This window comes from Streptomyces fildesensis (genome assembly GCF_016107395.1).
Lineage (GTDB): Bacteria > Actinomycetota > Actinomycetes > Streptomycetales > Streptomycetaceae > Actinacidiphila > Actinacidiphila fildesensis.
In genome coordinates, this window is sequence record NZ_JAAIKO010000129.1 from 1 (window position 1) to 1,177 (window position 1,177).

Sequence of the window (1,177 nt, forward strand, 5' to 3'; positions counted from 1 at the left end):
GTCGGCGTAGGTGTCGGGTGGGTGGGGCGGGTCTGCCCCAGATCCAGGGTTTGGCGCGGGCGTTGAGTTGGGTTGTCGCGAGTTCGGTGGCGTGGGTGATTTCGTCGGGTCCGGCGAAGCTGTGGCCGGCGAGTGCGACTTTGCGGAAGATGCGCCACCAGCCTTCTTGGAGGTTGAGCCAGCAAGCGCTGACGGGTATGAAGACGTGGTGAATGCGGGGGTGGTCCTCGAGCCAGGTTCGGGTCGAGAGGCTGTTGTGCGAGGACAGGTTGTCGGTCACCACATAGATGTCGCCTGCAGGGTTGGCTTCCTCGATGCGTTGGAGGAACTGCTGGTAGAAGGCACTATTGCGAGACGGAGCGGTCATGGTGACCTGCTGTCCGTCGCGGATGCGGAGGCCGCCGTAGACCCAGGTTTTCTCCGGGCCGCGGCCGTAGTCGAGTTCTGCTTTGATGCGATGTCCATCCGGCGACCAGCCCGGCGCCGGCGGGAAGGTGCGCGGGATTACCGGTCCGAGCTCGTCGACGCAGATGACCGTCGCGTCTTCGGGCGGGCAGGTGTAGAGGCCGACGACCCGCGTCCTTTTCCCTCGAAATCCCGGTCCTTTGAGCGGATCCAGGAACGGGTGCGGCGCCATCGGACGCCTTCGGCCACCAGGATTCTGCGGACTTGGGACCGGCCCACTTCGATGCCGCCGCGGCGGGCAGCCTCAGCCAGGGCGTCGAGTGTCCACTGCGGTGCCCCTGACTCGTCCTGCGCCGCCAGTTCGCCGTCCTCGTGCCTGGTCAGACGTCCCGGTGGCTCCTGTCTGACCAGCGCGATGATCCGGGACCTCTCGGCCTCGGTGATCCGGCGCGGCCGGCCCGCGACCGGCCGGTCCTCCAGCCCTTCCACCCCCAGCTCATTGAAACGGTGCAGCCACCACCGCACCGTCTTCGCATGACACCCCAGCTCCACGGCGATCGCCGCCACCCGCAGACCGTCCCAGCTCAGAACAATGATCTGTGCTCTGAGCACCAGGTCAGCCGGTGCCTTCCGAGCCCTCGTCAGCCGGTCGATCATCAACGCCTCATCCGGACCCGAAGCAGGCCGAGCCCGCAGCAATGTCGGCACCATCCACCCCCAGCGCACTCCTCAACACACCGTGTATACCCATAAGTTGAGGAATTCAGCACTA

At 66.0% G+C, this 1,177-nt stretch carries 2 protein-coding genes; both read right to left on the reverse strand.

Going from position 1 to position 1,177, the window contains the following annotated elements:
* A partial coding sequence (locus C6N31_RS42200; protein ID WP_198359616.1) for an IS630 family transposase occupies nt 1-619 on the reverse strand: 619 nt, incomplete at its 3' end.
* The gene (locus tag C6N31_RS42205) at nt 505-1,116 is read right to left on the reverse strand and encodes a helix-turn-helix domain-containing protein (RefSeq protein WP_138359669.1); all 612 of its coding nucleotides are present in this window, start codon (nt 1,114-1,116) and stop codon (nt 505-507) included. The genes C6N31_RS42200 and C6N31_RS42205, both read right to left, overlap by 115 nt.
* Nucleotides 1,117-1,177: the final 61 nt, after the last annotated feature.